Genomic DNA, 24,219 nt, shown 5'->3' on the forward strand with positions numbered 1-24,219 from the left:
CTCCGCCGCCATGAATAGAACTCTCTACACCGCGCTGTTTTACCTGGGGCTGCCATTGGTGGCGATTCGGCTATGGCTGCGTTCGCGCAAGGCGCCGGCGTATGCCAAACGGATTGGCGAACGTTTCTCCTACGGCATGCCGACGCTGCAACCTGGTGGTATCTGGGTTCACGCCGTGTCAGTGGGCGAAAGCATTGCGGCCGCGCCGATGATCCGCGCGCTGCTGCAACGTTATCCGACGCTTCCGATCACCGTGACCTGCATGACCCCGACCGGCTCGGAACGCATTCATGCGATGTTCGCCAATGAGCCGCGCATCCAGCATTGCTACCTGCCTTACGATTTGCCCTGCGCGGCGGCGCGTTTTCTCGATCGTGTGCAGCCGAAACTGGCCGTGATCATGGAAACCGAACTCTGGCCGAACCACATTCATCAATGTGCCAAACGCGGGATTCCGGTGGCGCTGGCCAACGGTCGATTGTCCGAGCGTTCGGCCAAAGGCTACGGCCGGTTCAGCAAACTGACCGCGCCAATGCTGGCCGAGATGAGCCTGTTCGCCGTGCAGACTGAAGCCGAAGCCCAGCGCTTCCGCGATTTGGGCGCACGCCCGGAGACGGTCGAAGTCACCGGCTCGATCAAGTTCGACCTGACCATCGACCCGCAACTGCTGCAACGCGCCGCTGAACTGCGCGGCCAATGGCAGGCGCTGGAGCGTCCGGTGTGGATCGCCGCCAGCACCCATGAAGGCGAAGACGAGGTGGTGCTCAATGCCCATCGCCGTTTGCTGGCCAACCATCCCGATGCGTTGCTGATTCTGGTGCCGCGCCATCCGGAGCGCTTCAACTCGGTGTTCGAACTGTGCCAGCGCGAAGGTTTTGCCACGGTGCGTCGTTCGACCGGCGCCAACGTCGATGCCTCAACCTCGGTGCTGCTCGGCGACACCATGGGCGAGTTGCTGTTTCTCTATGCCCTGGCCGACAGCGCGTTTGTCGGTGGCAGCCTGGTGCCCAACGGTGGCCACAACCTGCTGGAGCCGGCAGCTTTGGCGAAACCGGTGATCAGCGGCCCGCACCTGTTCAACTTCCTCGACATCGCCGCACAACTGCGCAGCGCCGGGGCTTTGGCCGAGGTGGATGACGCCGAAGGTCTGGCGACGGAAGTACAGCGGCTGTTCGAATTGCCCCGCGATGCACAGCGCATGGCCGATGCCGGGCTGAACGTGATGCGCCGCAATCAGGGCGCGTTGCAGCGATTGCTCGATGGCCTGGGACGGTTGATCGACCGCCCATAAAAAAACGCAGCCTCAGGGCTGCGTTTTTTGTTTAAGGCCGGGCCTTGAGCTGTTCTTCGGCGGCCTTGGCCAGATCCGGCGGCAGGAAGTCCTTGTCCGGGTTGTAGTCGGCTTTCAGATAACGGGTCAGGTCCTGCAGGTCACCCGGGTTCAACGTCCCCGCCGCCTGCTTCAGGCGCAGGTTGTCGAGAATGTAGTCATAACGGGTGTTGTTGTAGTTGCGCACCGAGGTGTAGAGCTGACGCTGGGCGTCGAGCACGTCGACGATGTTGCGCGTCCCCACCTGATAACCGATTTCCGTGGCTTCCACCGCGCTCTGGTTGGAGATGATCGACTGGCGGCGCGCCTGCACCTGTTCGACGTCGGTGTTCACAGCGCGGTGCAGGTTGCGGGTGTTTTCAACGATCTGGCGGCGCAGGCTTTCGCGCTGTTGTTCGCTCTGATCCAGTTGTGCATAAGACTGGCGCACCTGGGAGCTGGTCAGTCCGCCGCTGTAGATCGGGATGTTCAGTTGCAGGCCCACGGTGCTCTGTTCGACGTTGCCGTGATAAGGCGTACCGAACGCGCTCGGGTTGGAGAAACCGAGGGCGTCGTTGTCGCCTTTTTCGTATTTGGCCACAGCGTCGAGGGTCGGCAGGTGGCCGGCCTTGCGTTGCTTCAGGGTCTGCTCGGCGGAGCTGACGGCAAAGTTGCTGGCCAGCAGATTGAGGTTCTGTTTGGCGGCGGTGTCGACCCAGGCCTTGGCGTCGTTCGGCGCCGGCGGCAGGATCGGCAGGGTGTGGACAATGCCCTGGATCGAGTTGTACTGACGGTTGGTCAGGGTGATCAGCGCTTCGAACGCATCATCCACCTGACGCTGGGCAACGATCCGGTTGGCCCGGGCGGTGTCGTAACTGGCTTGCGACTGCAGCACGTCGGTCTTGTCCGACAGGCCCACGTCGAAGCGCTCGTTGGACTGGTCGAGCTGGCGCTTGAACGCGGCTTCTTCAGCCTTGGTCGAGGCCAGGTTGTCCTGGCTGCGCAGCACGTTGAAATAGCTTTCGGCCGATTGCAGGATCAGGTTTTGCTCGGTGGCCGACAGTTGCAGCGCGGCCTGCTCGTTGACGTCCTTGGCGGCCTGGTACTGGAACCAGCGATCGGCGCGGAACAGCGGCTGCGCCAGGGTCGCCTGATAGGAATGCGCGCTGCGGTTGGCGATGGCCGAAGGCTGGTCGATCGAGGTGCGCACGCTGGCGGTTTCGGCGCCGCCGGAGAGGTTCGGCAGCAGCCCGGCGCGGGCCTGGGGCACCACTTCTTTCTGGGCGCCGTACTGGGCGCGGGCGGCGGCCAGATCGGCGTTGTTGTCGACCGCTTCCTGATAGACGCTGACCAGATCGGTCCTGGTCGACAAGGGCGCTTCTGCTGCCCAGACCATTGCGTTGGACGCACAAGACACGGCAACAGCCAGTGAGAGTTTGCGCAGCATGAGGCGATCCCTAGCATGAATATTATGGAAATAATCCGGGCGCCAAAGGTAAGGCGCGGGCCGCATAGCGTCAAGGCGCAGCAGGGCAAGGCGAGTGTAGTAGCGCATTGAGGCGCTCACAATCCTGTCGGCCGCCGCAATTGCGCCATTCATCATGGTGTTTGCTGCGGTGTTGGCGTTCTTTGCCGGTTGTGTCTGAGACTGGCCGGGTTCTTGTCGGGGTGCCTTGCTATGAGGCTGAGATCGAATAATTTCGGATCCCGTTGAACCTGATCAGGTTAGCGCCTGCGTAGGGAACAAGATTTCTCGTCACCCGGCGAGTCCTCTTGTGCTTCGTCCGGGAAATTGTTCGACAATCGAACGCTCGACGACGATGCACAGCACCAGTCCTGGTGCGTCCGTGCCTTTCAGGTTCTGCTCCGACAATCCACTGCCTGGATGCTGTCTGGAGAGCCCGTGATGACTACAAAATCTAAAAACGCGATCAACCTGAGTGACTCGGCCAAGGTCGACGAGCAGTCGGTCCAACCGTTCACCCGTTCGCAAAAAGTCTACGTTCAGGGCTCCCGCCCGGACATCCGCGTGCCGATGCGCGAAATCACCCTCGATGTGACCCCGACCGACTTCGGCGGCGAAATCAACGCACCCGTTACCGTCTACGACACTTCTGGCCCGTACACCGATCCGAACGTGGTGATCGATGTGCGCAAAGGTCTGGGCGATGTGCGTTCGGCGTGGATCGACGACCGTGGCGACACCGAGCGCCTGCCGGGCCTGAGCTCGAATTTCGGTCAGGAACGCCTGGCCGATCCGGAGCTGACCAAGCTGCGTTTTGCCCACGTCAACAACCCGCGCCGCGCCAAGGCCGGGGCCAACGTCAGCCAGATGCACTACGCCCGCCAAGGCATCATCACCGCCGAGATGGAATACGTCGCCATCCGCGAAAACATGAAGCTGCAAGAAGCCCGCGCCGCCGGCCTGCTGAACCAGCAACACGCCGGTCACAGCTTCGGCGCGAGCATTCCGAAAGAAATCACCCCTGAGTTCGTCCGCGAAGAAATCGCCCGTGGCCGCGCGATCATCCCGGCCAACATCAACCACGTCGAACTGGAACCGATGATCATCGGCCGCAACTTCCTGGTGAAGATCAACGGCAACATCGGCAACAGTGCACTGGGTTCGTCCATCGAAGAAGAAGTGGCGAAACTGACCTGGGGCATTCGCTGGGGTTCGGACACGGTCATGGACTTGTCCACCGGCAAGCACATCCACGAAACCCGCGAGTGGATCATTCGTAACTCGCCGGTTCCGATCGGCACCGTACCGATTTATCAGGCACTGGAAAAAGTTAACGGCGTGGCCGAAGACCTGACCTGGGAGCTGTTCCGCGACACGCTGATCGAGCAAGCGGAGCAGGGCGTCGACTACTTCACCATCCACGCCGGCGTGCTGTTGCGCTACGTGCCGCTGACCGCCAAGCGTGTGACCGGCATCGTCTCCCGTGGCGGTTCGATCATGGCCAAGTGGTGCCTGGCGCACCACAAAGAGAACTTCCTCTACACCCACTTCGACGAAATCTGCGAAATCATGAAGGCCTATGACGTCAGCTTCTCGCTGGGCGACGGCCTGCGTCCGGGCTCGATTGCCGATGCCAACGACGAAGCGCAATTCGGCGAACTGGAAACTCTCGGCGAGCTTACCAAGATCGCCTGGAAACACGACGTGCAATGCATGATCGAAGGCCCGGGCCACGTGCCGATGCAGTTGATCAAGGAGAACATGGACAAGCAGCTGGAGTGCTGCGACGAGGCGCCGTTCTACACCCTCGGCCCGCTGACCACCGACATCGCACCGGGTTATGACCACATCACTTCGGGTATCGGTGCGGCGATGATCGGCTGGTTCGGTTGCGCGATGCTCTGCTACGTGACGCCGAAGGAACACCTCGGCCTGCCGAACAAGGATGACGTGAAGACCGGGATCATCACTTACAAGATCGCCGCCCACGCAGCGGACCTGGCCAAGGGACATCCGGGCGCGCAGATCCGCGACAACGCCTTGAGCAAGGCGCGTTTCGAATTCCGTTGGGAAGACCAGTTCAACCTCGGTCTGGACCCGGACACCGCCCGTTCGTATCACGATGAAACCCTGCCGAAGGACTCGGCGAAGGTCGCGCATTTCTGTTCGATGTGCGGGCCGAAATTCTGCTCGATGAAGATCACTCAGGAAGTCCGCGAATACGCGGCCAACCAGCGGATCGACGCGGTCGACGTGGACGTCGCCCAGGGCCTGGCGGAACAGGCCGAGCGGTTCAAGAAGGAAGGCAGTCAGCTGTACAAGAAAGTCTAGCCACGAGTGGCAAGCTACAAGCTGCAAGAGAAGAAGCGATCCGCGTATCGCTTCTGACTTGTAGCTTGCAGCTTGCAGCTTTTTTTTCTGCTTCTCTGTGAGAAACGTCCTTGAGCATTCAACCCGGTACCTATTCCCCCGACCTCGCCGTGCCCGCCGACAAGCGTGTGTTCGGCGGTCGCGATCTGTTTTCCCTGTGGTTTTCCCTCGGCATCGGCCTGATGGTCTTGCAGACCGGCGCATTGCTGGCGCCGGGGCTGGGCCTGTCGGGATCGCTGCTGGCGATCTTCCTCGGCACCCTGGTCGGCGTCCTGCTGCTGGCCGCCGTCGGCGTGATCGGCAGCGACACCGGCCTGTCGTCGATGGCCGCACTGAAACTCAGCCTTGGCAGCAAAGGCGCGAGCCTGCCGGCGCTGCTCAACCTGCTGCAACTGATCGGTTGGGGCTCGTTCGAAATCATCGTCATGCGCGATGCGGCGAGTCTGCTCGGCACTCGTGCATTCAGCGAAGGTTCGCTGTGGGCGAGTCCGATGCTGTGGACGTTGTGCTTCGGTGCACTGGCAACATTGCTCGCGGTCAGCGGGCCGCTGACATTCGTGCGCAAGATCCTGCGCAAATGGGGCATCTGGCTGATTCTGGCCGCGTGCATCTGGCTGACCTGGAACCTGTTCGCCAAGGCCGATCTGGGTGCCTTGTGGGCACAGGCCGGGGATGGTTCGATGCCGCTCGCCGTGGGCTTCGACATTGCCATCGCGATGCCGCTGTCGTGGCTGCCGCTGATTGCCGACTACTCGCGTTTCGGCAAGCGGGCGAAGAACGTATTCGGTGGCACGGCCATCGGTTTTTTCATCGGCAACTTCTGGCTGATGAGCCTGGGCGTCGCCTACACCCTGGCCTTTGCGCCGAGCGGTGAAGTCAACGCGCTGCTGCTGGCACTGGCCGGTGCCGGTCTGGGGATTCCGCTGCTGCTGATTCTGCTGGACGAGTCGGAAAACGCTTTTGCCGACATTCACTCGGCGGCGGTTTCCAGCGGGATTCTGCTACGCCTGAGGGTCGAGCATCTGGCCTTGGCCATTGGTGTGATCTGCACCCTGATCGCGCTGCTCGCGCCCCTGGCGCAGTACCAGAATTTCCTGCTGCTGATCGGCTCGGTATTTGCGCCGCTGTTCGGCGTAGTGTTGGTGGATCATTTCATTCTGCGCAAGCGCAGTGGTCAGGTCGCTTCGGCCGCGTTGCGCTGGCCGGCGCTGTTGGCCTGGCTGGGTGGCATCAGCACCTATCACCTGCTGGCCAACCTGTATCCGGATGTCGGCGCAACCCTGCCGGCGCTGGTCCTGGCAGGGCTGCTGCAACTCGTGCTGGGCCGGGCCTTCAGTTACGGCCGGGAAACAGCTCGGGCTTGATGATGCCGTTCAGACGCGGGTAAGGGATCTTCAGTTCGACGTGGCCCAGCGCGTAAGGCGCGATGGTGCTCACGTCGTACTTGAGGATCACGCCGCCGTAAGTCAGGGCCACGTGCGGGGTTTTGACGAACGGCCAGTTCTTCACGAACTCCGCTTCCTGATCGAGCTTGGTGCTGATCAGCCAGCTGTTATGCGCCACTTGTGCAGCCTTCCAGAACGCTTCTTCCTGACCCGGCACCAGCATGTCCGACAGGCTCAGCACCTTGTGCTGCTGGCGCGAATAGTTGATGAAACCACGGCCCGGGGTGCCGTGGGCGCCGCCGGTGTCCAGGTAGCTCGACACTTCGACAATCACCAGACCGTCATGCTGCTCGCGTACTTTCGCCTGCAAATAACTGCTGTTGCGCGGGCCGGCCGTGCGTAGGAACTGCTCGCGGTAGGCCGCCAGGGTCGGCGCCACCGGTGCGTTCGGCTCGGTGCGGGTGAATTGCAGCAGGCGTTTTTCGATGATGCCGTCCAGCGCAGGCTCGGCCGGGAAGTGCAGCGTGTCGATGTTCACCAGCGGGCAGTCCGGGTTGGAACAGCCGGGTTTCAGGGTTTCCGAGGCGTCGCGGGTGGTTTCCAGCGGCGTGCGGTAGTTGGGCTGGAACAGGCTGGCACAGGCGCCCAGGGTCAGGGCGATGGCCGCCACGGAGGCGATTTTGAAAAGCGACATGGGCGTCCTTTCTGAAACAGGGGAAGGCAAAAAGTTACCGCTTCGACTCTCTACGAAGCGGTCAGTTCGCCACTAAGCTAATTAGAGTGGGTTTCGCCTCCACCGTCCATCCCGCTGACGGTAAAGGGGCTGCATCAAACATCGCGGGCGCGTTAGGATGGCGCGAAGTCGAGGTTGCCCGTCACAAAAAACGCAGCCTCGTATTGGAATTGCAGTAAACGAGGATGCCCATGACCGATCTTGCCAAAGCCACTCCCGCCGCCATCGATATCGTGCGGCGCGAACAATGCTACAAGGGCTTCTACAAGCTCGACCGTGTGCATTTGCGCCACGAACTGTTTGCCGGCGGCATGAGCCGCGAGATCAATCGTGAAGTGTTCGTGCGTCACGACGCCGTGTGCCTGCTGCCCTACGATCCGCAGCGCGATGAAGTGGTGCTGATCGAACAGTTTCGCGTCGGCGCCATGGGCAAGACCGCCAACCCGTGGCTGGTGGAACTGGTCGCCGGTCTGATCGACAAGGAAGAAGTGCCGGAAGAAGTTGCTCGCCGCGAAGCGCAGGAGGAAGCTGGACTCGACATCAAGGCGTTGTGGCCGATGATGCAATATTTCCCATCGCCGGGGGGCAGCAACGAGTTCGTGCATCTGTTTCTGGGGCGTTGCAGCACCGAAGGCGTTGGCGGCCTGCATGGGCTGGAGGAAGAAGCAGAAGATATCCGCGTCACGGTCTGGGCATTCGAGGATGCGCTGCAGGCCGTACGCGACGGCCGGATTGCCAATGCGGCGAGCATCATCGCCTTGCAGTGGCTGGCGCTCAATCGCGCCGAAGTGAGGGGGTTATGGTCGTAAACAAACTGCGCGATCGTTATCGTGTCGACCTCGTGGGCCTGCAAGCCGCCTGCGAGGCCAACTACGCGCGCCTGATGCGACTGTTGCCGGACATGCGCCGCGAACCTGAAGCGCGGCGCATCGCCGTGACCCAGGGCGACCAGATGCTCGGTGTGCTGGCCATCGAAGTGTTGCAGACCTGCCCGTACACCACGACCCTGCAAGTGCGTCAGGAACACAGCCTGCCGTGGCTGCCGGTACCGCAGTTGGAAGTGCAGGTCTATCACGACGCGCGCATGGCCGAAGTCATCAGCGCCGAGCATGCGCGGCGCTTTCGCGGCGTCTATCCTTACCCCAATGCGGCCATGCATCAGCCGGACGAAAAGGCCCAGCTCAATCTGTTCCTCGGAGAGTGGCTGAGTCATTGCCTGGCCTGCGGTCACGAGTACGCCGCCGTTCGATAGTTTCTATTACAGCGGCAAGTTGTGAACTGTGTCCGGTTCGGCGGTTTCTTCCCGGGGCCTTCCCCCAGCATAATTGCGAACCTTTCCGACCCGGCGTCCAGCCCTGGGAGAACGCCTTGCCGAGCGTATCGACTCTGACCACTGCCGATGCGGCGTTGCTGGTGCAACTGTCCGACAGTCATCTGTTCGCCGAGGCGGACGGCGCGCTGCTGGGTATGAAAACTCGTGAGAGCCTGCAAAAAGTCATCGAGCTGGTGCTCGAACAGCAACCGCAGATCGATTTGATGATTGCCACGGGCGACCTGTCCCAGGACGGCACGCTGGAGTCCTACCAGCAGTTTCGTCAGTTGACGGCGCAGATCGATGCACCCGCCCGCTGGATCCCCGGCAACCACGACGAGCCGCAGATCATGCAAATGGCCGCGGTGCAAAGTGCGCTGCTGGAGCCGGTGGTGGATGTCGGCAACTGGCGCGTGACCCTGCTCGATTCGGCGGTGCCGGGTTCGGTGCCGGGGTATTTGCAGGATGACCAATTGCAACTGCTGGCCCGCGCATTGAGCGAAGCGCCGGAGCGGCATCATCTGGTGTGCTTCCATCATCACCCGGTGTCGATCGATTGTACCTGGATGGAGCCGATCGGCTTGCGCAATCCCGAAGCCTTTTTCGAGGTGCTCGACCGTTTCCCCCAGGCCCGGGCCGTGTTGTGGGGGCATGTGCATCAGGAGATCGATCGTGAGCGCAACGGCGTGCGGCTGATCGCCTCACCGTCGACCTGCATTCAGTTCGAGCCGGGCAGTGTCGACTTCAAGGTCGGCGAGCAGGCGCCGGGCTATCGCTGGTTGCGCTTGCTGCCGGACGGGCGGATCGAGACGGGTGTGGAGCGTGTCACCGATTTCCGTTTCACGGTGGATTACGGCTCCAACGGTTACTGATTCAGGGGCTCAGCGCTGATTTCCTCGGGTGCTGGCCCAACGACCCTCGACTCCCTGTAAACTCCGCTTTCTTTAGCCGACACCCAGGGAGCTCAAATGTCCGGTTCGATCCTCTATATCCACGGTTTCAACAGCGCGCCCGCCTCGAAGAAGGCCTGTCAGCTGGTCGAGGTGATGGAGCGTCTGGGTTTGAGCGATCAACTGCGTGTCCCGGCGTTGCATCACCACCCGCGCGAGGCCATCGGTCAGCTGGAACAGGCAATTGCCGAGCTGGGCCGGCCGTTACTGGTGGGAAGCTCGCTCGGCGGCTACTATGCGACTCATCTGGCCGAACGCCATGGCCTCAAAGCCCTGCTGGTCAACCCGGCCGTCAGTCCGCACCGGATGTTCGACGGATACCTGGGGACGCAAAAAAACCTGTACACCGACGAAACCTGGGAATTGACCCACGACCACGTGACGGCCCTGGCCGAACTGGAAGTGCCGGCGCCGCAGGATTCGCAGCGTTATCAGGTGTGGTTGCAGACCGGGGACGAAACCCTGGACTATCGCCACGCCCAGCAGTATTACCGGGCCTGTGCCTTGCGCATTCAGGCCGGCGGCGACCACAGTTTTCAGGGATTTGCCGGGCAGTTGCCGGCGTTGCTGAGTTTTGCCGGCATTGGCGCCGATTTGTTTCAGGCAATCGATTTCACCGCGCTGTGAGCGGTTGCCCTCTTAATTTTCTTATTCACCGAACACTGACGACGAGACCTTATGGCCACTCCCAGCGCTAGCTCCTATAACGCCGACGCCATCGAAGTCCTCTCGGGCCTCGACCCGGTGCGCAAACGCCCCGGCATGTACACCGACACCAGTCGGCCGAACCACCTCGCCCAGGAAGTCATCGACAACAGCGTCGACGAAGCCCTGGCCGGCCACGCCAAATCGATCCAGGTCATCCTCCACGCCGACCACTCGCTGGAAGTCTGCGACGACGGCCGTGGCATGCCCGTCGACATCCACCCGGAAGAGGGTGTGTCGGGCGTTGAGCTGATCCTCACCAAGCTCCATGCGGGCGGCAAGTTTTCCAACAAGAACTACCAGTTCTCCGGCGGTCTGCACGGGGTGGGTATTTCCGTGGTCAACGCCTTGTCGACCCAGGTGCGGGTACGGGTCAAGCGTGACGGCAACGAATACGAAATGACCTTCGCCGACGGCTTCAAGGCCACCGATCTGCAAGTGATCGGCACCGTCGGCAAGCGCAATACCGGGACCAGCGTGTTCTTTGCGCCGGACCCGAAATACTTCGATTCGCCGAAATTCTCCATCAGCCGCCTCAAGCACGTGCTCAAGGCCAAGGCCGTTTTGTGCCCGGGGCTGCTGATCAGCTTCGAAGACAAAGGCACCGGCGAAAAGGTCGAGTGGCATTACGAAGATGGCCTGCGCTCCTATCTGGTAGACGCGGTCAGCGAATTCGAACGCCTGCCGGACGCGCCGTTCTGCGGCAACCTGGCCGGGACCAAAGAGGCGGTCGAATGGGCGCTGCTGTGGCTGCCGGAAGGCGGCACCTCGGTCACCGAAAGCTACGTCAACCTGATCCCGACGGAGCAGGGCGGCACCCACGTCAACGGTCTGCGTCAGGGCCTGCTCGATGCGATGCGCGAGTTCTGCGAATTCCGCAGCCTGCTGCCGCGCGGCGTGAAGCTGGCGCCGGAAGACGTCTGGGAACGCATCGCCTTCGTGCTGTCGATGAAGATGCAGGAGCCGCAATTCTCCGGCCAGACCAAGGAGCGTCTGTCGTCTCGTGAAGCGGCAGCGTTTGTCTCCGGTGTGGTCAAGGACGCGTTCAGTCTGTGGCTCAACGCCAACCCGGAAACCGGTCTGGCGCTGGCGGAGCTGGCGATCAGCAACGCTGGCCGCCGCCTGAAAGCGAGCAAGAAAGTCGAGCGCAAGCGCATCACCCAGGGGCCGGCGTTGCCGGGCAAACTGGCGGACTGCGCCGGGCAGGACCCGATGCGTTCCGAGCTGTTCCTGGTGGAAGGTGATTCCGCCGGCGGTTCGGCCAAGCAGGCGCGGGACAAAGAGTTCCAGGCGATCCTGCCGTTGCGCGGCAAGATCCTCAACACTTGGGAAGTCGACGGCAGCGAAGTGCTGGCCAGCCAGGAAGTGCACAACATTGCGGTCGCCATCGGTGTTGATCCGGGCGCCGAGGACATGAGCCAGCTGCGCTACGGCAAGATCTGCATCCTCGCCGACGCCGACTCCGATGGTCTGCACATCGCCACTTTGCTCTGCGCCCTGTTCGTCCAGCATTTCCGCCCGCTGGTGGATGCCGGTCACGTCTACGTGGCGATGCCGCCGCTGTATCGCATCGATTTGGGCAAAGAGATCTACTACGCCCTCGACGAAGCCGAGCGCGACGGGATCCTCGACCGTCTGGTGGCCGAGAAGAAACGTGGCAAACCGCAGGTCACCCGATTCAAAGGCCTGGGTGAAATGAACCCGCCGCAGCTGCGTGAAACCACCATGGACCCGAACACCCGACGCCTGGTGCAGTTGACCCTCGGCGAAGACTTCGCCCAGACCTCGGAAATGATGGACATGCTGCTGGCGAAGAAGCGCGCCGGCGACCGCAAGTCCTGGCTCGAATCCAAGGGCAACCTGGCCGAGGTCCTGGCCTGATGCGCTTCGGCTGGGCCCTGGCGGGTGCGTTGCTGCTGGGCTCGATGACGGTGTCGGCCGAGCCCGTGCAGGAACTGCGCGTGCTCTCCGAACATCCGGTCGAAGGCATGCGCGGCGGCAACCTCTCGGGGCTGGCAATGTGCGGCAACGAGCTGTGGACGGTCTCGGACCGCGACGATGATCAGATCTATCGTCTCGATACCCGCGATCCGGTCTGGCAGGCCACGGCCGTGCGCATCGATCCCCCGCCGGTGCCCGACAGCGGCTTGCCGTGGGGCATCAAGTCGCGGACCTGGGCGGCATCGTTCGTCCGGGGCGGCGATCTGGATTTCGAAGGGATCACCTGCGACAGCGCGGGCAATCGCTACATTGTCAGCGAAGGCCACGCCGCCGTATTACAAGTGCCGCCACAGGGGCCTTCATCGTGGCTGAAAATCTCGCCGATGATGGTTCGCGAGGCGCGGGCCAGCGGCATGCTGCTGCAATTCAACGCGATCTTCGAAGGCCTGGCGATCAACCCGGCAGGGGATCAGATGTGGCTGGCCGCTGAACGGCAAAATCGTGGCTTGTTGCTGATCAAGCGCCAGCAGACGGTGTGGGATTGTGACGGTCGCTGCGTATTGCTCAGCGAGGGCGGCATGGAAATGCAGCCGCTGCAGTTTCCAAAAGCCAGACCGGTCAACAGGGACTTTTCCGACCTGTCATTGTTCAACGGCAAGCTGTTCACCCTTGAGCGCAACGCCTATCAGATCTGCCGCCGCGATCCGCAGACGGCCAAGGTCGAACGCTGCTGGTCGTATGCCGACGAACTGTTGCAGGGCAACCGTCGCTACGCCCAGAACTTCGGGCTCGAAGAGGCGTTGGTGATTGATGCGGACGGTGCCTGGATCGGCGTCGACAACAACTTCGGCCCTCGCGCCGATGGCGAAGTCCGCCCGATCGTCTGGCGTTTCGCCGCACCTGAAGGTGGCTGGAGTGCCAAGCCATGAGTCAGCAACCGCCTGGCAAACGCGCCGGTCGGGTGTTGATGATTCTGGCCTGGTGCGCGGCGCTGTTTCTGGCCACGCGTTTTTTCGGCCAGTGGGAAGAGCGCCAGCGCAATCCCAACGTGGTGGTCAGTTCGGAGCAGGTGGGCGGCGTGATCGAAGTGAAACTGGCGGGTAACGCCCAGGGACATTTCGTCGCCAGCGGACTGATCAACGGCCGGCCGGTGGAGTTCATGCTCGACACCGGCGCGACCGACGTGGCAATCCCGGCCGAGGTCGCGAAAGACCTGCGGCTGGAAGAAGGTTTCGGTGTGACCCTGAGCACGGCCAACGGCCTGAGCCAGGGCTATCGCACCCGTATCGACCGCCTGCAACTGGGTGACATCGTGCTGCGGGATGTCCGCGCACTGGTGGCGCCCGGCCTGCATGGCGATCAGGTGCTGCTCGGCATGAGCGCCCTGAACAAACTTGAATTTACCCAGCGCGGTGGCACCATGCTGCTGCGCCAGACAACGAACCGATGAGGCCCGCATGAGCGACTCCCTTGATCTCAGCCTGGACGGTGTAGAACGCCGGTCGCTGGCTGACTTCACCGAAAATGCCTACCTCAACTACTCAATGTACGTGATCATGGACCGTGCCCTGCCGCATATCGGCGACGGTCTGAAACCGGTACAGCGGCGTATCGTCTACGCCATGAGCGAGCTGGGGCTGGACGCCGATTCCAAGCACAAGAAGTCGGCGCGTACCGTCGGCGACGTGCTCGGCAAGTTCCACCCCCACGGCGACTCGGCGTGCTACGAAGCGATGGTGCTGATGGCCCAGCCGTTCAGCTATCGCTACACGCTGGTGGACGGCCAGGGTAACTGGGGTGCGCCGGACGATCCGAAATCCTTCGCCGCCATGCGTTACACCGAAGCGCGGCTGTCGCGTTATTCCGAAGTACTGCTCAGCGAACTGGGCCAGGGCACCGCAGACTGGGGCCCGAACTTCGACGGCACTTTGCAGGAACCGCTGGTGTTGCCGGCACGTTTGCCGAACATCCTGCTCAACGGCACCACCGGTATCGCCGTGGGCATGGCCACCGACGTGCCGCCGCACAACCTGCGGGAAGTCGCCACCGCCTGCGTGCGCCTGCTCGATGAGCCGAAAGCCACGGTCGAACAGCTCTGCGAACACATTCAGGGCCCGGACTATCCGACCGAAGCGGAAATCATCACCCCGCGCGCCGACCTGCTGAAAATGTACGAAACCGGCAAGGGCTCGGTGCGCATGCGCGCCGTGTATCACGTCGAGGACGGCGACATCATCGTCACCGCGCTGCCGCACCAGGTCTCCGGGGCCAAGGTGCTGGAGCAGATCGCCGCACTGATGCAGGCCAAGCCGTCGAAAGCGCCACAGATCGCTGACCTGCGTGACGAGTCCGACCACGAAAATCCGTGCCGCATCGTGATCATCCCGGTCAACAGCCGCGTCGATCACGAAGCGCTGATGCAGCACCTGTTCGCCAGCACCGAGCTGGAGTCGACCTACCGGGTCAACGTCAACATCATCGGTCTGGACGGCAAGCCGCAGCTGAAAAACCTCCGGGCGCTGCTGGTGGAGTGGCTGGAATTCCGCGTGCTGACCGTGCGTCGCCGCCTGCAATTCCGTCTCGACAAGGTCGAGCGTCGCCTGCATCTGTTGGACGGTTTGCTGATCGCTTACCTCAACCTGGATGAAGTCATTCACATCATCCGCACCGAGGATCAGCCGAAAGCCAAGCTGATCGAGCGCTTCGCCCTCAGCGAGATCCAGGCCGATTACATCCTCGATACCCGTCTGCGTCAGTTGGCGCGACTGGAAGAGATGAAGCTGCGCGACGAACAGGACGAACTGCTCAAGGAACAAGCCAAGCTGCAAGCGCTGCTCAGCAGTGAAGCCAAGCTGAAGAAGCTGGTTCGCAGCGAGCTGTTGAAAGACGCCGAAACCTACGGCGATGACCGTCGGTCGCCAATCGTCGAACGCGCTGAAGCCAAGGCACTGACCGAGCACGATCTGCTGCCGAACGAGAAAGTGACTGTAGTGCTGTCGGAAAAAGGCTGGATTCGTTCGGCCAAGGGCCACGAGATCGACGCCACCGGCCTGTCGTACAAGGCCGGCGACGGCTTCAAGACCTCGGCGGCGGGGCGTTCCAACCAGTCTGCCGTGGTCATCGACTCCACGGGCCGCAGTTACTCGGTGGCCGCCCACACCTTGCCTTCTGCACGGGGCCAGGGCGAGCCGCTGACCGGACGTCTGACGCCACCGCCCGGCGCCACGTTCGAATGCGTGCTGATGCCGGAGGACGACGCGCTGTACGTGATCGCCTCTGACGCCGGCTACGGTTTCGTGGTGAAAGGCGAAGACCTGCAAGCCAAGAACAAGGCCGGCAAGGCCCTGTTGAGCCTGCCGAACAACGCCAAGGTGATCGCGCCGCGTCCGGTGGCCGACCGCGAGCAGAACTGGCTGGCCTCGGTCACGACCGAGGGTCGCCTGCTGATCTTCAAAATCAGCGATCTGCCACAATTAGGGAAGGGCAAAGGCAACAAGATCATCGGTATTTCCGGTGAACGTGTGGCCAGTCGCGAAGAATATGTCACGGACATCGCCGTTCTGCCGGAAGGCGCCACGCTGGTGCTGCAGGCCGGAAAACGTACCCTGTCGCTGAAAGCCGATGACCTCGAACACTACAAGGGTGAGCGTGGTCGTCGTGGCAATAAACTGCCACGGGGCTTCCAGCGAGTGGACGCGCTGCTCGTCGAAAACCTCAATTAAGCGGCCAGGGGGCATTCGCACTGATTTCTCCGACGGAGAAAATGAGTGAGAACGCCTCTCTAGAGCGCCCGATCTTCGATTTAACCCGTAGATCGGCGCTTTGGCGCTGGAGTCGGAACGCATATTCACGGATGATATGGCCTTTCCAAGCGCCGGCGTGGCCGAGCGTTCTTCATATTTTTTGAGTATTTTCACTGTGGTCAGCCTTGTGGCGGCCACCTGGACGGGATGATGACTTCTCTGCGCCCCCTTATTTTCCTGCTCGCCGGCGTTCTTGGCCTGGCGGGTTGCAGCGTCCACCAGCCGGTGTCGCTGTATCAGCTGGACAGCGGAAGTCCGGCTCAGCCTGCGCAAAGCGCGGGCATGGCAGTTTTGCTGGGCCCTGTGACCGTTGCCGATTACCTGCAACGTGAAACCCTGTTGCAGCGTCAGCCGGACGGCAGCCTGCAGGCTGCGGTCGATGGCCGCTGGGCCGGCAGCCTTTCGTCGGATATCGATCAGTTGCTGCTGCGTCAGGTCGCTGGTCGTCTGGACAGTCAGCGCGTAGTGCTGGCACCGGCCACAGCAGGTTTTACTCCTGATGTGCAGGTGTTGTTGACCATCACCCGCCTGGACTCCGGTGCCAAGCAACCGGCGATTCTCGACGCGCAGTGGCGCTTGATCGACCGTCGTGGCCAGGTGCGTGACAACCGCATCGTTCACCTGCAAGAACTGCACAGTGGCGGCACGGCTTCGCAGGTTCAGGCGCAAGGCATCCTGTTGCAGCGCCTGGCCGAGCAGCTGTCGGTCGCACTGAAGCCGCTGGCCAACCAGCCACCGGTTGCCGAAGCACCGCGCAAACCGGCACCAAAACCGGCCGCGCCGGCGGCGGAAGCCGAGAAGCAGCCGAAGATCCCGATGGCTTCGCCGATTCGTACGGATATGGAAGTGTTCCGCTTCTGAGGCGGGAACGAGTCAGGACAGAGCCCGCCTAGTGCGGGCTTTGTTGTGTCTGGGATTGGAAGATCAAAAGCTACCCTCACCCCAGCCCTCTCCCGGAGGGAGAGGGAGCCGACCGAGGTGTCTGGCGTCATACATCGACCTGAAAGATCTTGGCGATTATGGATTCAAAGCTGGGCGTTCAAGTCGCTGCAGCTCTTCAATATTCACGGATCGGTTCCCTCTCCCTCGGGGAGAGGGCTAGGGTGAGGGGGCTCTTCAGGGCTAGGGAAATCACGAAAACGCCACACACAAAAAAGCCCGCAGACAATCACTCATCTGCGGGCTTCTTCACATCAAGGCCTCAGGCCCGGCGCTCATGCATCCGCGCCAGTTGCCGCTCAAGCATCGACGGATAAGGCTCCATCAAGCGCTCCACGCAGCACGCCCCCTCAGGGCTGGCAATCGGCCGGATCCGCGCACGCTGGCGAATCAGTGCGTCGTCACCGATCTTGCGCTCCACCAGCAGCAGGTTGCGGCTGTGTTGCGACAGCGCCAGGGCATCCTGGGCGGAGTCGGTCAGCAGCAGGTCGATCTGGCTCAGGCCGAACAGCTCATCACCGAGAGTCAGACCCAACTGCAGTTGCAGGGTGATGCCGCTGTCGGCGACTTCGATCTGCAACTGATGGCCCAGCGCCCGCAGCAGTTCGCCGCAACAGATGGCGTTGGTCAGGTAATCGTCGCCGCTGTCCTCGGTGTGGAACAGCATCAGCGTGCTGCCGTCGTTCAGGGTTTCAATTTCGCCCTGATACAGTGAAGCGGCCTGTTCCAGACAGTCGCGATAGCGCTCCTGCAATTCTTCCAGGCGTGCCCGTGGCAAACGGCGCAATTGCTCTTGCGAGCCCAGTTGCACGGCCAGCACTGCGGTATGTTGCGGTACGCTCGGGGTTGGCTGGCGAACGGCAGGTTGCGCAGGTTCGTTCAGCGACTCGTCACGCAGATCGGCAAACGGATCTTCGTCATCGTCGTCCTCAACGGTACTGACCACATGGCGTGGCGCAGGCTTCTGCGCGGCCATCGGGCGGGTTTCGTCAAAGCTCGGATCACGCAGGTTGCGCACTTCGAATTCCGGCTCGACGTCATCGTCCTCGAATTCGGGTTCCGGCTCAGGCTTAGGGGCTGGCTCCGGAGCAAAGTTGGCGTGCAGTTGACGGGCAAGATCACCGATCTCGTCCTGACGCTCGGTCCCCGGCGTGTATTCGTCGATCCGGCGCAGCCATACCCGCAGTTGCAGCAGCGGCGTGGAGATGTGACGACCAAGACGCAGGCTCAGGGCCAGCGACAGTGCCAGCAGGATCGCACTCAGAATGCCCATGCTTTGCAGGCTGATGGTCATCGGCTGCTGGAACTGGTCCATGTCCAGGCTGATGCGCAGTTGCCCGGCAGTCACGTCCTGGAAGGTGATCTTGCTCTCGTACATGCCCTCGGCTTCGCCCAGCAGGCTGTGCTTGGGGCGCTGACCGGACTCGGCGAGGATGCGGTTGTCCACGCTGTAGATGGCGGCGTGGGCCACCAGCTTGTTCTTGGTCAGGTTGTTGAGCAGCACGTTGAGGCTAAGGATGTCGTTGGACACCAGCAGCTCGGTCGCGGAGGTGGCGGTCTGCGTGGTCAGGCTTTCGCCCAGCGCATCGGCCTGCTCGTGCATGGCCTGCTTGAACTGCAAACCCATCACGCAGGCATAGATCACCAGGGCCAGAGCGACCAGGATCACGTTATGGCTGGCAATGCGCAATGCAATCGGTACACGGCGGTGGCGCAGTGCACGGAAGATCAGCAGGAAGAAGTTATCGGTTTTAACTGGCGTGGGCCGGTTCACTGAGCTCGGCTCTTTTGTCCGTGAAGTTGACGCGCAGTATAGCGACAGGCCCTAGACCGGCAAAGCGCTGGCGGTGCCCGATGGTCACTGAAAGTGGGTAGAATGCGGTTTTTTTCCAGTTGCGGGGGTGCGCGTTGCGCGAAATCGTCCTGATTAACATCACGGGAGTCGACCGTCCGGGTCTGACGGCGGCCATTACCGGTGTTCTGGCCCAGGGTGGTGTGAATATCCTCGACATCGGTCAGGCGGTGATCCACGACATGCTGTCGTTCGGCATCCTCGTGGAAATTCCCGACTCCGAGCAAGGCAAGTCGGTGCTCAAGGACATCCTGTTCAAGGGCTACGAGCTCGACCAGCAGGTGCGTTTCACCCCGGTATCCGAAGAGGATTACCAGCAATGGGTGGGCAATCAGGGCAAGAAACGCCACATCGTCACCCTGCTGACCCGCAAGGTCACCGCCGGCCAGTTGCAGGCCGTGAGCTCGATCACCGCCAAATATGGCCTGAACATCGACCATATCGACCGTCTGTCGGGTCGCATGCCGCTGGACACGCCGGCCGACAAGGGCAAGGGCTGCATCGAGTTCTCCGTACGAGGCGAAGCGGCCGATCCGCAGGCCCTGCGCGCTGAATTCCTCAGCGTGGCCCAGGAACTGAATGTCGACATCGCCTTTCAGGAAGACTCGCTGTTTCGTCGCAACCGTCGCCTGGCGGTGTTCGACATGGACTCGACCCTGATCGAAGCCGAAGTCATCGACGAACTGGCCAAAGCAGCCGGCGTCGGCGACCAGGTTTCGGAAATCACCGAGCGGGCGATGGCCGGCGAGCTGGATTTCCGCGCCAGCTTCAAGGAACGCCTGGCATTGCTCAAGGGCCTGGACGTCAGCGTGCTGGATTCGATCGGCGCCTCTCTGCGCCTGACCGAAGGCGCCGAAACCCTGTTCGCCGAACTCAAGCGTCTGGGCTACAAGACCGCCATCCTGTCCGGCGGCTTCACTTACTTCGCCAAGCAACTGCAGGCCAAGCTCGGCATCGACTACGTATTCGCCAACGAACTGGAAGTGGTCGATGGCAAGTGCACTGGCGTTGCGATCGAGCCGATCGTCGATGCCCAGCGCAAGGCCGATCTGCTGAAGCAACTGGCTGAAAAAGAAGGTTTGCGTCTGGAGCAGACCATTGCTGTGGGCGACGGCGCCAACGATTTGCCAATGCTGGCGATTGCCGGTCTGGGCGTGGCGTTCCGCGCCAAACCGCTGGTCAAACAGTCGGCGAAGCAGGCGATCTCGACTCTCGGTCTGGATGGCGTGCTTTATCTGCTGGGCTTCCGGGACCGCGACGGGCAGCTCTGAACCCTCGTTCAGGATCGCAGCCTTGTGCTGCGATCCTTGTTCAAAGGACTTCCACAACGAATCGAAATCCTCCTCGCTCCCGCCATTCTGCGCGGCTTCCAGCGAGCGATAGGCAAACTGATTGAAACTGTGTGTGCTCGCCACCCGCCGATCCAGCCCGGCGCGGTGCTCTTCGCCCTGGGTGTTGATCAGCACTTTGTTGCCTTCCTGAAACGGCAGTCGCGGCGCCAATAGCGTCGCGGGCAAGTCGATGGCGCTGATTTCCGGCAACAGTAAACCTCGCAGGTAATGGCTGTGATCGTCCCGGGTGCGCACCAGTTGCAGGCCGCAGGGCTGGGCGTGTGGCGCCACCAGTTCGATGCCCATTTGTGTCCCGGCACCGCGCACCTGACGGATCCAGCGCACCACGGCAATGCTCCAGCCCTGATTCGTGGTGTCCTGGATGCCGACCATTTCCCCGGTCTGCAATTCGGCAGGCACTTCTTTTGGCCACGCCAGGCAGTAACCGCCCGGACTGTGATTGATGACCGGCAAGGCATAAGTCGGGTAATGCGGCGGGCTGTCGGCGTCGCCTTCGTCATCGGCCAGTGGTTCGTAGCGGATTTCCTCGTAGGGCAGGAATTCGTCGGCCTTGCTCTGTGGAGCAGCGTCGAAGGCCTGGCTCCAGCTGTCCTTTTCGCCTTGGACCACTGCGCGGCTGAAGTTTGCGGCGCGTGAACCCGGGTGCTTGAGCAATTCGCTGAATGTGCGTTCACCGCCGAGATAGAAGTGCAGGGCGCTCATGCCGACGCACACGGTCAGGTTGCCCTGGCCAACAGTGCGCTGAAAGCTGCGTTCGGCGGCCTCGCCCCAGGTGGCGTGCAGATGTTGCAGGGTGTCGAGGGTCAGGCCGGCCGGCACCGGCAGCGGTGTCGACGTGTCCTGATGCAGCAGGTGGGCCTCGATGGCATTCACAAGCGGTTGCGGATCGAAGCCGAGCAGCCCCGACTGTTGTTCGCTGCGAAATTTGCTGCGATAGCGCGGACCGGCGTCGATCTCCGCAGAAATCGCGAACAGCCCTTCGCCCGAGGCACCGGGATGCAGTTTCAGCCAGGCGCTCCAGGGTTCAAGCACTTGTGCGAGTTGGGCGATCGGATTCTGCCGCAGCTGATTGCAGCGGGCGCTGCCCAGCAGCAGAGCGGCGATATAGGTCTGTTCGACGCTCAATTCACCGGCCAGGCTGGCCAGATCGTCACGGACCCGACGGTGTTGCAACTGCAAGTCGCAGGCACAGCGAAACAACTGGTGCAGCTCAAACCACAGCTGCTCCGGCGCCGGGCTGTACAACTGCGTGGCGCGCACCAGTTGCCCTTTCAGTGCATGAACGGCGCGTTGCAGCGCCTCGCTCAGCAGGGCGGCCCGGTCTTTCGAGTATTTGGGGGCGATGCGCAGAACGATTTGCTTGTAACCGATGGCCAGATGACTTTGCAGGGCCTGGCACAGGTTGCTGATCTTGCGCGAGCGCTCGTCGAGCATGATCGCCTGATGCAGAAAGTGCCGCTCAAGGTGCTGGCAGACGAAGTACACCTCGGGTCGCAGCAGCTCCAGCAGGTGCAGGCGGTTGTCGCTGGGCGTCAGCAATTGATTGAGTTCGCCGAGGCCCTGATAGAGCTGGCGCGCGGTTTCGCCGATGTTGGCTTTCGGCAGGCCGGCGATCCAGCGCTTGAGATCGCGCGGGGTCGCTTCACAGAAGGACAGGCGCAACTGCGTCGGCGTCGGTGCGCTCAGTGATGGTTGGAATCGAGGCTCACTCATGCCGTGACCAGCTCCGGCGGCGAATAGGGCAATGCCAAAAACTCTAGCAGTTGTGGTCCGTTTCGCAGGCGTTTGTCGGGCTTTTTTACCGTTGGTCTGCTGGCTTGGTGCCATTTCGGCAGGCGCTACTAGGCTCTCTGGCGTGCGATCGGAAACGCACGGTTGCACGGCTTGCCGCCAACGTCGGGCAGGTCTCTGAAAAACTTCAAGGAGATGAGGTTCATGTCTAAATACGCAGTGGCAAACCAATGGGGCGGTAGTTCGGCACCTTGGCATCCGGGTGGAACCTGGGTTCTGGGCGCGCGGGACAACCAGAAAGTCGTCGCCATCGACATCAAGTCCGGCGACGGCGGCAAAAGTTTCACCGGCACCATGACCTACGCCGGCGAAGGTCCTATTGGTTTCAAGGCTCAGCGCACTGGTCAGAACCAGTACAACGTCGAGAACCAGTGGGGTGGCAACGATGCCCCATGGCACCCGGGTGGCAAATGGGTGATCGGCGGTCGGGATAACCAGAACGTTATCGCGTTGAATGTCACGTCGAGTGACGGCGGGAAAAACCTCAGCGGCACCAATACCTACGCCAACGAAGGGCCGATCGGCTTCCGTGGGCAAATAGAGTAACGGCGCCGTTCAGGTCGTGTCCGCCCCTTCGCAGACGTGCGCAGGGGCGGATCAGCAGGTTCAGGCGTTCGACAGAGCCAGGGCCTGACCCATCTGTACCGGCGAGCCGGCTTTCAGTTCTTCAACCCATTTCACTTGATCCGGCCCGAACAGCACGATCGCGGTCGAACCCAGCTTGAAGCGACCCAGTTCCGCACCTTTTTCCAGGTGGATCGGCGCACGGGCGGCTTCGTCGTAGCGGAAGGTTTTCAGCTCACGCTTGGGCGGCGTCACCAGCCCGGCCCACACGGTTTCGATCGAAGCCACGATCATCGCGCCCACCAGCACTACGGCCATCGGCCCGCGCTCGGTGTCGAAAATGCACGCTACACGTTCGTTGCGGGCGAACAGCTCAGGGACGTTTTCCGCGGTGGTCTGGTTGACCGAGAAGATCCGGCCCGGGATGTAGACCATTTCGCGCAGGGTGCCGGCCAGCGGCATGTGTACGCGGTGGTAATCCTTCGGCGACAGGTAAACGGTGGCGAACTCGCCGCCCATGAACGGCGCAGCATTGGCTGCATCGCCGCCCAGCAGTTCCAGCACGCTGAAGCTGTGGCCCTTGGCCTGGAAGATGCGGCCGTGCTCGATCGGACCGAGCTGGCTGATCGCGCCGTCGGCCGGGCTGAGGATCGCGCCTGGTGTCGGGTCCAGCGGACGTGCGCCGTCTTTCAGCGCACGGGTGAAGAAGGCGTTGAAGTGCTCGTAAGCGGTGACGTCTTCAACCAGCGCTTGCGACATGTCCACCTGATAACGCTTGGCGAACCAGGTGGTGAAGGCATTCTTGAACCAGCGCACGCGGCACTCGGCGATGCAGCCGGCCAGGCGCGACAGCAAATGGTGAGGCAGCAGGTACTGGCTGATGATAAACAAACGCTCTTTCATGACTGTCCTTAAAAATCCTTAAAGCTCGACGGGGGTGTCGGGGTGGTTGCCCCATTCGCCCCAGGAACCGGCGTAGCCCTTGACTCGCGGATAACCGAGAGCCTTGGCCACCAGATAAGTGAAACCGGACCGGTGGTGGGTCTGGCAGTGAGTGATGATTTCTTTGTCCCTGGTGATCCCGAGGTTTTCGAGAATCTGCGGCATGTCGGTACGGATGCGCAGCTGACGCGTCTGATCCATGCCGGCCGTCCATTCAAAATTGACTGCGCCGGGGATGTGTCCACCTTTGGCTGCCAGCACTTTCTCGCCGGAATATTCCAATGGACCGCGAGCATCCCAGATCGCCAGGTCGGCGGCACCGAGTCGGCTTTGCAGGTATTCGCGGGTGGCGGTCGGTTCGTCGTGCAGGGTCAGGGCCACCGGGCCGCCGACCGCTGGAGGAACCTGGATCGACATTGGCGAACCTTCCGCCAGCCACGCCGGCAGACCGCCGTCGAGGTAGTGGTACTGGTCGTGACCGATCACGTCGAGCAGCCAGATGAAGCGTCCGGCCCAGCCGCCGCCTTCGTCGTCATAGACCACGTAGACCGCGTCTTTGTTGTGGCCCAGCTCGCCGAACAGTTCCTCGAGTTTTTCTTTTGTCGGCAGCAGGCCCGGAGCCGGTGCCTGGCCCAGCTGGGTGCGCTTCGGATCGACGAAGCGTGCGCCGGGAATATGACCCTCGGCATAGCGGGCGGCGCTGGTCAGATCCACCAGAATCAGATTGCGGGCGTCGAGGCGCGGGAGCAGATCGCTCGGCTCGATCACCAGCGCCAGGCCAGAGAAGTCAGACATGTGAGGTCTCC

General features: G+C 62.1%; 19 protein-coding genes, 1 pseudogene and 1 riboswitch. Of the genes and pseudogenes, 14 read left to right on the forward strand and 6 right to left on the reverse strand.

Annotated features, from left to right (window positions below; translation table 11 throughout):
• Positions 1–10 precede the first annotated feature (10 nt).
• Positions 11–1,291, forward strand: a complete 1,281-nt coding sequence (gene waaA, locus R1A29_RS01980) for a lipid IV(A) 3-deoxy-D-manno-octulosonic acid transferase (protein WP_438300512.1) — start codon at positions 11–13, stop codon at positions 1,289–1,291.
• A 31-nt stretch (positions 1,292–1,322) separates the two neighbouring features.
• Here the strand turns inward: waaA and R1A29_RS01985 are convergent, their stop codons facing one another.
• Positions 1,323–2,756: a TolC family outer membrane protein gene (locus R1A29_RS01985; protein ID WP_438300513.1), complete on the reverse strand. Its 1,434-nt coding sequence runs from the start codon at positions 2,754–2,756 to the stop codon at positions 1,323–1,325.
• Positions 2,757–2,963: 207 nt separating this feature from the next.
• A riboswitch (TPP riboswitch) is annotated at positions 2,964–3,069 on the forward strand.
• A 146-nt stretch (positions 3,070–3,215) separates the two neighbouring features.
• On the opposite strand from R1A29_RS01985, the gene thiC reads away from it, so the two are divergent.
• Positions 3,216–5,105: a phosphomethylpyrimidine synthase ThiC gene (gene thiC, locus R1A29_RS01990; RefSeq protein WP_438300514.1), complete on the forward strand. Its 1,890-nt coding sequence runs from the start codon at positions 3,216–3,218 to the stop codon at positions 5,103–5,105.
• 110 nt (positions 5,106–5,215) lie between these two features.
• Positions 5,216–6,508 (forward strand): putative hydroxymethylpyrimidine transporter CytX, encoded by a 1,293-nt coding sequence (gene cytX, locus R1A29_RS01995; RefSeq protein ID WP_438300515.1) that lies wholly within the window; start codon positions 5,216–5,218, stop codon positions 6,506–6,508.
• On the opposite strand, the gene R1A29_RS02000 is transcribed toward cytX, so the two are convergent.
• Positions 6,477–7,223: an RsiV family protein gene (locus tag R1A29_RS02000; RefSeq protein ID WP_438300516.1), complete on the reverse strand. Its 747-nt coding sequence runs from the start codon at positions 7,221–7,223 to the stop codon at positions 6,477–6,479. The genes cytX and R1A29_RS02000 overlap by 32 nt on opposite strands.
• A gap of 230 nt (positions 7,224–7,453) precedes the next feature.
• Here R1A29_RS02000 and R1A29_RS02005 point away from each other — a divergent pair, with 230 nt between their 5' ends.
• From R1A29_RS02005 to R1A29_RS02045, 9 genes are all read left to right on the forward strand, one after another.
• Positions 7,454–8,071, forward strand: a complete 618-nt coding sequence (locus tag R1A29_RS02005; protein WP_134825273.1) for an NUDIX domain-containing protein — start codon at positions 7,454–7,456, stop codon at positions 8,069–8,071.
• A complete protein-coding gene (locus tag R1A29_RS02010) occupies positions 8,062–8,514 on the forward strand; it encodes a DUF1249 domain-containing protein (protein WP_085711136.1) in 453 nt (150 codons plus the stop codon). Before R1A29_RS02005 ends, R1A29_RS02010 begins: the two co-directional genes overlap by 10 nt.
• Before the next feature lie 116 nt (positions 8,515–8,630).
• The gene (cpdA, locus tag R1A29_RS02015; protein WP_438300517.1) at positions 8,631–9,446 is read left to right on the forward strand and encodes a 3',5'-cyclic-AMP phosphodiesterase; all 816 of its coding nucleotides are present in this window, start codon (positions 8,631–8,633) and stop codon (positions 9,444–9,446) included.
• Positions 9,447–9,542: 96 nt separating this feature from the next.
• A complete protein-coding gene (locus tag R1A29_RS02020) occupies positions 9,543–10,151 on the forward strand; it encodes a YqiA/YcfP family alpha/beta fold hydrolase (RefSeq protein WP_085711138.1) in 609 nt (202 codons plus the stop codon).
• Between the two features lie 51 nt (positions 10,152–10,202).
• Positions 10,203–12,110: a DNA topoisomerase IV subunit B gene (gene parE / locus R1A29_RS02025; RefSeq protein WP_114881197.1), complete on the forward strand. Its 1,908-nt coding sequence runs from the start codon at positions 10,203–10,205 to the stop codon at positions 12,108–12,110.
• Positions 12,110–13,099 (forward strand): esterase-like activity of phytase family protein, encoded by a 990-nt coding sequence (locus R1A29_RS02030; RefSeq protein WP_438300518.1) that lies wholly within the window; start codon positions 12,110–12,112, stop codon positions 13,097–13,099. Before parE ends, R1A29_RS02030 begins: the two co-directional genes overlap by 1 nt.
• Positions 13,096–13,620: a retropepsin-like aspartic protease family protein gene (locus R1A29_RS02035; protein WP_134825277.1), complete on the forward strand. Its 525-nt coding sequence runs from the start codon at positions 13,096–13,098 to the stop codon at positions 13,618–13,620. Before R1A29_RS02030 ends, R1A29_RS02035 begins: the two co-directional genes overlap by 4 nt.
• A 7-nt stretch (positions 13,621–13,627) precedes the next feature.
• Positions 13,628–15,892 carry a DNA topoisomerase IV subunit A gene (gene parC / locus R1A29_RS02040; RefSeq protein ID WP_085732649.1) on the forward strand — a complete coding sequence of 755 codons (2,265 nt, stop codon included), beginning with the start codon at positions 13,628–13,630 and terminating at the stop codon, positions 15,890–15,892.
• Positions 15,893–16,123: 231 nt separating this feature from the next.
• Positions 16,124–16,834, forward strand: a complete 711-nt coding sequence (locus R1A29_RS02045; protein ID WP_438300519.1) for a PqiC family protein — start codon at positions 16,124–16,126, stop codon at positions 16,832–16,834.
• A 340-nt stretch (positions 16,835–17,174) separates the two neighbouring features.
• Here the strand turns inward: R1A29_RS02045 and R1A29_RS02050 are convergent, their stop codons facing one another.
• Positions 17,175–18,686, reverse strand: coding sequence for an AhpA/YtjB family protein (locus tag R1A29_RS02050; RefSeq protein WP_085711144.1), 1,512 nt, complete (start codon positions 18,684–18,686; stop codon positions 17,175–17,177).
• Positions 18,687–18,820: 134 nt separating this feature from the next.
• On the opposite strand from R1A29_RS02050, the gene serB reads away from it, so the two are divergent.
• A complete protein-coding gene (gene serB, locus R1A29_RS02055; RefSeq protein ID WP_007952163.1) occupies positions 18,821–20,035 on the forward strand; it encodes a phosphoserine phosphatase SerB in 1,215 nt (404 codons plus the stop codon).
• Between the two features lie 45 nt (positions 20,036–20,080).
• Here serB and R1A29_RS02060 read toward each other — a convergent pair.
• Positions 20,081–21,829, reverse strand: a pseudogene (locus R1A29_RS02060) (molecular chaperone); the annotation flags it as partial.
• Between the two features lie 222 nt (positions 21,830–22,051).
• Between R1A29_RS02060 and R1A29_RS02065 the strand changes: the two are divergent.
• A complete protein-coding gene (locus tag R1A29_RS02065) occupies positions 22,052–22,453 on the forward strand; it encodes a lectin OAA family protein (RefSeq protein ID WP_085732653.1) in 402 nt (133 codons plus the stop codon).
• A 60-nt stretch (positions 22,454–22,513) separates the two neighbouring features.
• Here R1A29_RS02065 and asd read toward each other — a convergent pair whose 3' ends face one another.
• Positions 22,514–23,374, reverse strand: a complete 861-nt coding sequence (asd, locus tag R1A29_RS02070) for an archaetidylserine decarboxylase (protein WP_169428593.1) — start codon at positions 23,372–23,374, stop codon at positions 22,514–22,516.
• Positions 23,375–23,392: 18 nt separating this feature from the next.
• The gene (locus R1A29_RS02075) at positions 23,393–24,208 is read right to left on the reverse strand and encodes a rhodanese-like domain-containing protein (protein WP_438300520.1); all 816 of its coding nucleotides are present in this window, start codon (positions 24,206–24,208) and stop codon (positions 23,393–23,395) included.
• Positions 24,209–24,219: the final 11 nt, after the last annotated feature.

Origin of the sequence: Pseudomonas sp. NMS19W, assembly GCF_051554255.1 — a bacterium.
In the GTDB taxonomy this organism is placed as follows: Bacteria; Pseudomonadota; Gammaproteobacteria; order Pseudomonadales; family Pseudomonadaceae; genus Aquipseudomonas; species Aquipseudomonas kribbensis.

Bases quoted from the DNA above. Each gene is read 5' to 3' on its own strand.
- R1A29_RS02045 (WP_438300519.1), top strand. From the start codon at position 16,124: ATGACTTCTCTGCGCCCCCTTATTTTCCTGCTCGCCGGCGTTCTTGGC.
- R1A29_RS01985 (WP_438300513.1), bottom strand. From the start codon at position 2,756: ATGCTGCGCAAACTCTCACTGGCTGTTGCCGTGTCTTGTGCGTCCAAC.
- waaA (WP_438300512.1), top strand. From the start codon at position 11: ATGAATAGAACTCTCTACACCGCGCTGTTTTACCTGGGGCTGCCATTG.
- R1A29_RS02010 (WP_085711136.1), top strand. From the start codon at position 8,062: ATGGTCGTAAACAAACTGCGCGATCGTTATCGTGTCGACCTCGTGGGC.
- R1A29_RS02075 (WP_438300520.1), bottom strand. From the start codon at position 24,208: ATGTCTGACTTCTCTGGCCTGGCGCTGGTGATCGAGCCGAGCGATCTG.
- R1A29_RS02065 (WP_085732653.1), top strand. From the start codon at position 22,052: ATGTCTAAATACGCAGTGGCAAACCAATGGGGCGGTAGTTCGGCACCT.
- R1A29_RS02030 (WP_438300518.1), top strand. From the start codon at position 12,110: ATGCGCTTCGGCTGGGCCCTGGCGGGTGCGTTGCTGCTGGGCTCGATG.
- R1A29_RS02020 (WP_085711138.1), top strand. From the start codon at position 9,543: ATGTCCGGTTCGATCCTCTATATCCACGGTTTCAACAGCGCGCCCGCC.
- parC (WP_085732649.1), top strand. From the start codon at position 13,628: ATGAGCGACTCCCTTGATCTCAGCCTGGACGGTGTAGAACGCCGGTCG.
- asd (WP_169428593.1), bottom strand. From the start codon at position 23,374: ATGAAAGAGCGTTTGTTTATCATCAGCCAGTACCTGCTGCCTCACCAT.
- thiC (WP_438300514.1), top strand. From the start codon at position 3,216: ATGACTACAAAATCTAAAAACGCGATCAACCTGAGTGACTCGGCCAAG.
- R1A29_RS02000 (WP_438300516.1), bottom strand. From the start codon at position 7,223: ATGTCGCTTTTCAAAATCGCCTCCGTGGCGGCCATCGCCCTGACCCTG.
- R1A29_RS02035 (WP_134825277.1), top strand. From the start codon at position 13,096: ATGAGTCAGCAACCGCCTGGCAAACGCGCCGGTCGGGTGTTGATGATT.
- parE (WP_114881197.1), top strand. From the start codon at position 10,203: ATGGCCACTCCCAGCGCTAGCTCCTATAACGCCGACGCCATCGAAGTC.
- R1A29_RS02005 (WP_134825273.1), top strand. From the start codon at position 7,454: ATGACCGATCTTGCCAAAGCCACTCCCGCCGCCATCGATATCGTGCGG.